General features: G+C 69.2%; 6 protein-coding genes. 1 reads left to right on the top strand and 5 read right to left on the bottom strand.

What is annotated here, in order from left to right; all coding sequences use genetic code 11:
• Nucleotides 1–150: 150 nt before the first annotated feature.
• Nucleotides 151–948: a GNAT family N-acetyltransferase gene (locus tag HPO96_RS36310; protein WP_171679014.1), complete on the bottom strand. Its 798-nt coding sequence runs from the start codon at nucleotides 946–948 to the stop codon at nucleotides 151–153.
• Between the two features lie 64 nt (nucleotides 949–1,012).
• Here HPO96_RS36310 and HPO96_RS36305 point away from each other — a divergent pair, with 64 nt between their 5' ends.
• The gene (locus HPO96_RS36305; protein ID WP_171679013.1) at nucleotides 1,013–1,561 is read left to right on the top strand and encodes an AMIN-like domain-containing (lipo)protein; all 549 of its coding nucleotides are present in this window, start codon (nucleotides 1,013–1,015) and stop codon (nucleotides 1,559–1,561) included.
• On the opposite strand, the gene HPO96_RS36300 is transcribed toward HPO96_RS36305, so the two are convergent.
• The 4 genes from HPO96_RS36300 to HPO96_RS39820 form a co-directional block, all read right to left on the bottom strand.
• The gene (locus tag HPO96_RS36300; protein ID WP_171679012.1) at nucleotides 1,562–3,580 is read right to left on the bottom strand and encodes a GxGYxYP domain-containing protein; all 2,019 of its coding nucleotides are present in this window, start codon (nucleotides 3,578–3,580) and stop codon (nucleotides 1,562–1,564) included.
• Between the two features lie 166 nt (nucleotides 3,581–3,746).
• A complete protein-coding gene (locus HPO96_RS36295) occupies nucleotides 3,747–4,100 on the bottom strand; it encodes a GntR family transcriptional regulator (RefSeq protein ID WP_171679011.1) in 354 nt (117 codons plus the stop codon).
• The gene (locus tag HPO96_RS36290; RefSeq protein WP_171679010.1) at nucleotides 4,097–4,969 is read right to left on the bottom strand and encodes a hypothetical protein; all 873 of its coding nucleotides are present in this window, start codon (nucleotides 4,967–4,969) and stop codon (nucleotides 4,097–4,099) included. Before HPO96_RS36290 ends, HPO96_RS36295 begins: the two co-directional genes overlap by 4 nt.
• Nucleotides 4,970–5,032: 63 nt before the next feature.
• Complete coding sequence (locus HPO96_RS39820; protein ID WP_171679009.1) at nucleotides 5,033–8,977, bottom strand: RICIN domain-containing protein; 3,945 nt, start codon at nucleotides 8,975–8,977, stop codon at nucleotides 5,033–5,035.
• Nucleotides 8,978–9,012: the final 35 nt, after the last annotated feature.

The following is a 9,012-nucleotide window of genomic DNA, read 5'->3' as shown; positions in this document are numbered from 1 at the left end:
CGCGAGCAGGTGCTCGGCGGAGTGCATCGGTGCGCTGGAGACGAGGCGGCGATGCGGAGCATCGTGGGCTCGGCTCCGGTGCAGCGAGGCGCCCGCCGAGTGCCGCGCAGTAGGCGCGGGGCGAGACACGTTGGCCTAAGTCAGCGTGTCTTACGGAGTCCATTCGTACGGCGTGGTCGTGGTGACCGCGTGCAGGCCGAGTTTCTGCAGGATCGGGCGGGAGTCCGCCGAGGCGTCGACGCGGAGAAATTCGTAGCCGCGCTCCTTCGCGAGCCGGGCCCGGTGCCCGAGCAGCGCGCTGTACAGCCCCTGCCGCCGCCACGCCGGCAGCGTGCCGCCGCCCCACAGGCTGGCGAACCCCGTGCCTGGGTGGAACCGGATCCAGGCCGCCGAGGCGACCGGCCCGTCGGGACCGCGCAGAGCGTCCTCGACCAGGAAGACCGAGAGCCGCTCCGGGAACATCCGCGCTTCGGCCGACAGCCGCTCCTCGATCCGCTCCAGCCCGTTGTGCCACAGGCTGTCCATCAGGACGGCGATCCGGTGGAAGTCGGCCGGCCCGTCCGCCTCCCGCAGCACCGCCTTCGACGGCAGCGCCGAGGGCCGCTCCAGGATCCGGTCCACCTCGCCGAGGATCAGCGTCTCCGGATCGTCCGCGACGAACCCGGCCCGCGCCAGCCGCTCACCAAGGTCGGCCGGCTCGTCGTACGCGTACGTCTTCCACTCGAACGACAGCCCACGCTCCCGGAAGAACGCCAGCTCCCCCGCGATCACGGCGTCCGGGTCGCCCCCCAGCCCACGCGGCGCCTCGACGAACCCGGCACCGTCCGGGCCCTCGACGTACGAGCGATGCACCGGCCCGACATGCTCCACCTTCCACCCCGGAATCGTGTCCGCATCGGGTAGCCGAATCCGGCGGTGAAACACGTCGAGCAGCTCGTCTGGCGTCATGTTCGCAGTCAACCAACCGGTACCCGCAAGCGTCCAACGAGTAAGTCCTGAGAGGGGGACCATCATGAACATCCGCTACCGAACCCCCAAGACGATCCTCGCCGCGCTCGCGGCGGCCGCGGTGCCCGCCGTCGCACTGGCCGCGCCCGGCTCGTCCCCCGCCCCTCAGACCACCACCCACGCAACTGCCTGCCCGACCGGCTGGGGGTCACTGCCCGAGGCGAACGCCCGGATGGTTCAGTCGCCCGCGGTCGCCGTCCGCTCCGGCCGGCATGCCTGCTTCGACCGGTTGGTCGTCGACATCCGGGGACGCGCGCCCGGGTACGACGTCCGGTACGTCGCCGACGTCACCCAGGACGGCTCGGGCCACGTCGTCCCGCTCCGCGGCGGCGCGAAGCTGCAGCTCGTCGTCCGAGCGCCGTCCGACCGGCACCTCAAGGCGCCCGACGTGCGTGGGTACGACACGTTCCGCCAGATCGCGTACGCCGGGAGCTTCGAAGGGCAGACCACCGTCGGAGTCGGCGTTCGCGCCCGGTTGCCGTTCCGTGTCACCACGGTCGCCGGTCCGGGCGCGAACACTCGTCTGGTGGTGGACGTCGCCCACCGCTGGTGATTACGGCAGGACGCGGTTCATCAGGTCGAAGAACGCGTTGGCGAGGACGAGTTCGTAGCGGTCGTCGAGTAGGGCGGCGAGTTGGCTGATGTCGGTCGGCGTCCAGTTCCAGGCGTTGATGCCGCCGGAGATGAACAGCGGCTTCGTGCCGTCCCACTTGGCCACCTGGACGTCGAGCGCGGCCTTGTACTCGGCGGCGTTGCCCGGTGCGCCCCACTGGCCGGCGATCGGCAGGCCGCCCTTGCGGACGGCGAGCAGGTCGCCGTCCCAGGTCTGCATGATGCCCTTCAGCGGCGTGTACTTCGCGAACCCGCGGGCGATCTCCTCGGACAGGACGACCCACTTGTCGTCCTCGCGGTGGCTGTAGGAGTAGACCTGGTCCATGCCGGTCCGGCGCAGTTGCGAGCCGGTCAGCTTGAGGAACTGGGTGAACTCGCTCGGCGCCCACGAGCCCGGGTAGGTGTAGCCCGCGCCGGAGGGCCCGCAGACGAGCAGGTCGTTCGCGGTCGCCGTCCGCTGGAAGTGGCTGAACAGGTTCGGGCCGGTCTCCAGCAGCAGCGGGCTGATCGTCCAGTTCGCCGGGGCGTCGCCGCGGTGCGGGTCGTCCCACAGCTCGCGCATGTGCCGCTGGCAGTACTGGATGTTGTCGCCCTCGCCGAAGGTGAGCGTCAGGTAGACCTTGTTCTTCGGCTTGGTGATCCGCCGGATCGGCCGGACCTTGTCCGAGATCGGCGCGGTGTAGCCCGCGTGCACGGTGCCGTTCATGTAGAAGTCGGCCGCGATCACCGGCGACCCGCCCTTGGAGGCCAGGTCGACGCCGTCCCATTCGCCGGCGACGTCGTTCGCGAACCAGCCCATGTACGGCGCGAGCGTCGGCCACTTCGCGAAGTGCTCGATCAGCAGCTCGCCGGACGCGCCGCTCGGCGGCAGCCAGAGCACCAGGGCCTTGGTGGCCGTCACGTAGTCGCGGAAGTACGCGAACGGCTCGATCCGGGTCGGCGCGGTGTCCGTGATCGTCACCAGGTACTGGTTCCACATCGTCACGGTGACCACGAGGGACGTCGTACCGGCGGGCGGGTCGAAGGCGTAGATGTAGTAGCCGCCGCCGTCGCTGAACCGGTTGGCATCGCCGCCGATACTCGAGTTGGCGCCGTCGAAGAGGTACTGCTCCTCCTCCGGCGTACCGGGTTTGAAGTGCGCGATCTCGACGCCGTTCGCCTTCACCCAGACCTCGGAGACCGACGGTCCCCAGCCGTCGTTGCCGAACGAGTCCTGGAACCGGACGAACACCTTGCCCTTACCGAGTTTCGGCGAGACGTCGAGGTCGTAGTTGCCGCGGTTGGACGAGTCCCGGATCTGGCGGGTCTCGCGGGCGATCTCCTGCCACTGCACGTTCTCCACCGCGACGACACGGGTCGGCGGCAGGCCGGCGAGCAGCTTCTTGGTGACCCGCGGGAACAGATTCTCCAGCTGCCACCGGTAGGTCTTCAGCCGGTCGTCGTCGAACTGGCCGCGCAGGTCCTTCACGATCCGCAGCCCGTGCGCCTTGACCTGGTCGGCGTTCGCGACGACGGCGTCCTCCAGGCCGGCCAGCGTGGTGGCGACGTTGAGCGAATCCGGTACGGCGGGGTCGTACACGATCGCGCCGCGGACCCGGTGCCGGTACTTGGCGACCAGGTCGAGCGGGTTGCGGTGCAGTGTCGTCGGCAGCCGCATGTCGGTCAGCCATTTGGCGTCCGGCGTGCTCTGGGTGCCGGTGTCGAACAGGAAGTACAGCTCGGGCCGGGTGCGGTTGACGATGCCTTGCAACGTTGTCAGCAGCGTCTGATCCTGACCGCTGAGTTTGCTCGCATCGCCGTAGTGCAGGTGCTTGGGGCGGTTGAAGGCCGGCAGCAGCCGGGCGGGGCTGCCGGACGTCGATGAAGCAGCTTCTGCGGCCGTCGTGAGCCCCGGAACGAGTCCGATTCCTCCTGCCGTCACCGCGCCGCTGCCCGCCAGGAACGTTCGTCTCGAGACCATCGTGACCACTCCCCTGTCGCTGACATCGATGTCAAATCTGGCCGGACAGTAGCAACCCCATGAGAGCGTGTACAGGCCTCGTTACAACGTTGACGGTCGGTGACTGGAATCGTTTCAGTTTCTGTTCCGCCCCCACCCCACCGCCCCGGCCAGGAAGATCGGACCTCTACCAGGCCCGGTGCAGGATCTCGGTCGCCTCGGCCAGGCTGATCCCGGCCCGCCGGGCGGCCCGCGCGAGGACCGTCGCGGCCGCGCGGGTCTCCTCGTCGTCCACCTGGCTGCGCGCCGCGAGGACGAACGTGCCGTTCCGGCCGCGGGTCTCGATCATCCGGTCGGCCTCCAGCTCCTTGTACGCGCGGGCCACCGTGTTCACCGCGAGCCCGAGGTCGCCGGCCAGCTGGCGCACCGTCGGCAGCCGCGTCCCCTGCGCCAGCTCGCCACGCCGGATCAGCCCGTCGATCTGCTCCTTCACCTGCTCGTACGGCGGTTTCGCACCGGCCGGATCCACCGAGATGATCATCCGACGACCCGCCGGACCCGGCCGAGCCCCCATCGACTGACAGCGACCGCCGTCGTCACGCAGATCAGCCCCATCGACACCAGGAACATCGCGAACCCCACCCACTCGAACGCCGCCGGGACATCAGCCGGCCACTCGAACGAGCTCGGCACCGCCGCGCCCAGCAACCAGCAGACCGCAATCATCGCCGATCCGAGATCGCGCAGCGTCGCCGCCCGCAACGCCTCCTGCCAGAGCAGCTGCTCCGGCCGCCCCGACGCCTGACTGACCCCGAGCGCCATCCGCTGCAGCCATACCCCACCGGCCCACAGCAGCACCGCCAGAACCCCACTACCGATCAGAATCCACCCACGCGCCGGCCGATCCGCACTCCCGAGCACAACAACGCCCAGACCGACACAAACCAGCGGCACCACGACGATCACACGATGCGCGAACACCTCGATCGGATTCAGGTAGTCATCCAGCCGCCGCGGCCGCAACGCCGCCTGCCGCGCCCCCTCCACCCGCGACAACCGCACCGCCCGGTACCCATGCACCAGCGTCGCCACCCCACCGAGCGCGGCCACGAACGCGAACAACAGCGTCAACAACCGCAGATCGAGCTCACCCCCGGTCACCAGGTCAGCGCCAAACCCCAGATCAGCAACCAGCAACCCCACAGTCGTCACCACCACACCAGCCAGCACACCCAGCACCACGATGTCCTGCCGCCGCACGAACCACAGCCGCGCCGACTCACACAACTCCGCATCCGCCGGCAGCCCACCCGACCGCAGCAGCCGGTTCACCTCCGCCTCAGCCGCCCGCTTCCGCTGCGACCAGATGATCACCAGCGCAACCACCATCACCCCGAGCACCACCAGCATGTCCCCGCTCCCTCCACTTGTTTGTACCAAATGTATTGATACAAACAAGTGGAGTCAAGCTCGTTACGAGGCGGTGAGTTTCCAGCGCTGGCAGGGGCCCTGCCAGTACTCCCAGACGTTCATCGAGTTGGTCGTGGTGCTGACACAACCCGGTACGTCGAGGACCAGGCCCGACTCGGTTTGCTGGACGGTGTGGCTGCCGTCAACGGCAGGTTCGATCCGCCAGGTCTGGCAGTCGCTGGCGTCGAGGTCGAAGGCGACGACCTGGCTGCCGATCAGCCGGGAGCAGCCGGCGACCTGGAGTGCTTTCTGCGAGCCGGGATCGATGATCTGGTAGACGTCGTCCCCGAGCGGCTTGAGCTGCCAGCGCTGGCACTGGGTGTTGGACCAGTTCCACAGCCGGACGGGCTGGGCGCCGTCGCAGTTGGTCAGGTCGAGCACATAGTCCTTCTGGGCGTCGTTGATCGTCGTCATCGTCCGGATCTTGTAGCGGCCGTCGAGTTGCGGGGAGTTGAGCGCCGCCCGGACCACCCACTGCTGGTCGGACTGCTCCGCACACGGCCGTTGGACCAGATCGTTGCCGTTGGCCGTGCCGCCACTGACACCGCCGCACTTGCCGCTGTGCGCGAACTTGATCCGGAACACGGCGTCGTAGCTGCTGCCCTCGACGTACTCGAGCAGGACCTGTTGGTTGCCCGTCCCCTGGCAGGTCGATTGCACGACCGCTACCTCATTCTCCGCGTTCGGGACGTTGAGACACTTCAGACCGTTGCCGCCGTTCACATGGGCCGGGTGCAGCTCGTACTGCTCAGTGCCGGCGACGGGGACGATCCGGAACCGCTGGTGCAGACCGCCGAAGCAGTCCCACTGCTGAAACACCGGAGTCCCGAGCTGAGCGCCCGCCTCGACCTCCATGCACTTGCCGCTGTGCCGCGCGACCAGCTCGTACGTCCGGGCTTCCAGGTCGAACGGCGGCGCCGTACTCGCTCCGACGTTCGCCTCCTTCCAGCCGGACGCCGGTGTGCCGAACGCCGTCCCGGTCGAGCGGAGCTGGAACGCCTCCCGGCCACCGCCGGTCAGCGACGACACCAGTGCGACGTCGTCCTTTCCGTCCTTGTCGTAGTCGCCGACTTGAAGGTACGAGCGGACGGCGTCCCAGCCGGTGCCGGTCCACCAGTCCTGCAGGGTCAGCCCGGTGCCGGTCGAACGGAAGACGCGGAGCCGGGAGTCGGCGCCGTCGTCGTAGATCGTCACCACATCGTCCTTGCCGTCACCGTCGACGTCCCCGATCACCGGGTTGCCCTTGTCGAGGCAGTAGGCACCGGAGAACGCGACGGACGGCGCTTCGAACCCGCTGCGCGTCGAACGGTAGCTGTCGACCACAGTGGTGCACGCAGCCGTCTTCTTGAGGACGACGAGGTCGTCGACCTGGTCGCCGTCGGTGTCGCCGACCACTAGCTTGCTGTGCGCCCACTCCCCCGAGCCTGCGGCGGTCTGCAACCACTGCACGGGCGCACCAAGGTTCTTTCCGGGATAGACGACCACCTGCCAGTTCCCCTGACCGGTGTTGAGCTGCAGCACGATGTCGGCGACGCCGTCGCCAGTTACGTCGCCCGCGGCGACTCGGGCCGACACGACCGTCCAGCCGGCCGTCGTCCGCTGCCACACCGGTCCGCTCCGGGCGTCGTACCGGTCGCCGTCGGACTCCAGCAAGTAGAGGCCGACGCGGTGGCCGGGCTCATCGCGGAACAGCGCGATATCGGCCTTGCCGTCCCCGGTGAAGTCGCCCTGGACCGGGCGCGTGCGCGACAGCGGGAATCCGCCGCTGTTGTCGCTGTCCCACGCCATGGTGCCGTTGGTGAAAACGCCGTCCTTGCTGGCCAGGTTCCAGACACGGGTCCGGCCGGCGCCATGGTCGAGGACCAGATTGACATCGGCCGCGCCGTCGCCGTTCACGTCGCCGCGGACCTGATACTTGGCCGGGTTCGCCTTCGCGATCAAGGTCCAGGAGGTCGGCGGGCCGGCCGATCCGGCGCGATCGACCGCGCTGACGAACAACGAGCGGCTGCTCGACGGGACGGTGATCGGCAGCCGCGCCGTACCGTCGGCGCCGGCCTTGACCCGCAATGTCATCTTCGACCGGGAGAACCCGTAGAGGTACTCGGCCACATCGGTGTCACCGGCGGCCGGCCGCAGGTCCAGGAAGCCGACCTCGCGGGCGGGCAGGCCGGGCTTCCCGGACGGGAAGTCCGTCGAGCTGATCGTCGGCGCCTTCGGCTCATTGATGTCGATCCGGAAGAAGCACGGTTCGCTGAACGGGCCGAACTCGACGCCGTCGTTCGCGACCTTGTCGTCACTGCGAGCGGTGTAGAAGTAGGTGCCGCCGTTGACCAGCTGCCCCTCGGGGACGGCGGACCAACTGAACGCGGTCCCGCTACCGGTCAGCGCCGAGTCCTGCAGGTGCGCCGAGGTGTTCTCCGGCCAGCGCGCGACCTCGAGCCGGTTCGACAGGTTGTCGCCGTCGGGATCGCTGACGACCGCGGAGAACTGCGGCGTGAGCGTGCCGATCACCGTCGGCGCCGCCTGCGTCCCGCACGGCCGCGGGGTGGTGAAGTTGACCCGGATCGGCATCCGCGGCGGGGTGTTGTAGGTGACCACGAGCGCCGCCGTCCCGGCGTGGAACCTCTTCCACTGCAGCTCGGCCTCTTGGCCGGAACCTTCGTCGGGAGCCCGCAAACCCAAGGTGATGCTGGAGTCGCGGCGGTCCGCGACGCCTTGGACGAGTTCTTTGAACCGGACCGAGGTGAAGCCCATCGCGAAATCGTTCTCGCGGGCCGCGCCCGCGGCGGTCGCCAGGTTCTCGAGCCAGCCGTGTTCGGTCGACGTCCAGGTCACCGGCTCGGCGCGGCTGATCGGCCGGGTGTGCCACAGCTGCACGGGTTTCGGCGTCCCGGACGGGCTGTGGTCGAGGGTGATGCTGAACTTGGCGTCGATCACTCGCGCGCCGGCGATCCCCGTCGTGTTCAGGTTGAACAGCGAGCGGTAAACGTCGGTGTCGGAGCCGTACGCCTGTCCGACCTTCGCCCCCTGGGCGCGGTCGTAGTCCCAGTACGACTGGCCCTTGTGGTCCTGGTTCACGTGGGTCCACAGATCGCCGACGAAGCTCGTCCAGGGCGGGTCGATCCGCACCGGGAACTTAGTGCCCGGGCCGGTCAGCAGGCGGTGATCGGGGACGACGGTCAGCACTCCGGCACTGTGTTCGACCGGCATCACCGCCGTCCGCTCGGCGGCGTCCCACATCAGTGCCTGACCGGAGCTGAAGACTGTACGGCCCTTGCGATCGGACGCGACCGTCGTCCCGGCCGGCGTCGTCTTGATCGTCAGGCCTTCGGCGCGGACCGGGAACTTCAGCCGGCGCAGCGCCGGGTTGAGCGCGGCCGCGCGGTTCTTCACCACCAGCACCTTGGTGAAGCCGGCCGGCTCGGCCCGCAGCTCCAGATCGACGCCGGGCAACACCTCCCGGTACGTCGCGGCCGAGCCCTGGAGCACCGGCCGTGACAGCACACCCGGCCATCCCAGCCGGACCCGGGAGCCTTTTTTGCCCAGGGCAACCAGATCGGCGCCCGGGCCGCCGCCGGACAGGACCAGGCCGGTGCCGCTCGACACCGGCCGAACCTTGCCGTCGGCACCGAATCGCAGCGTGTGGTCGACCGGCGCCCAGCCCTTCGCCGTGCGGACCCGGACCGCCTGCGCGTGCTGGACCAAGGTGCGTTTGCCGTCCGGATCGACGAAGACCTGACTCGTCTCGGTCGTCGCCACCTCGACAGCCTTACCGGTCCGCCGGGCCTCGGCGGCCGGTCCTTTCAGCAGTTGCCGCGCCGCAGGTTGCTGGACCGCGGGCTGCGGGACCACCGGCGCGGCTGCCGGCGCTTCGGGCGACCAGGCCAACGGGATCAGGAGGAGAGCGGCCGGGACGGCCAGCGATCTGAGTATTCCGGGACGGCGCACGGACGGGCTCCCTCGGCATGAGGCGGGATCGGGGA

The sequence above is a fragment of the Kribbella sandramycini genome, from assembly GCF_013131805.1.
GTDB classification, from domain to species: Bacteria; Actinomycetota; Actinomycetes; order Propionibacteriales; family Kribbellaceae; genus Kribbella; species Kribbella sandramycini.
The sequence above is the reverse complement of the archived record's forward strand: the minus strand, read 5'-3'. Positions and strand labels throughout refer to the sequence as shown.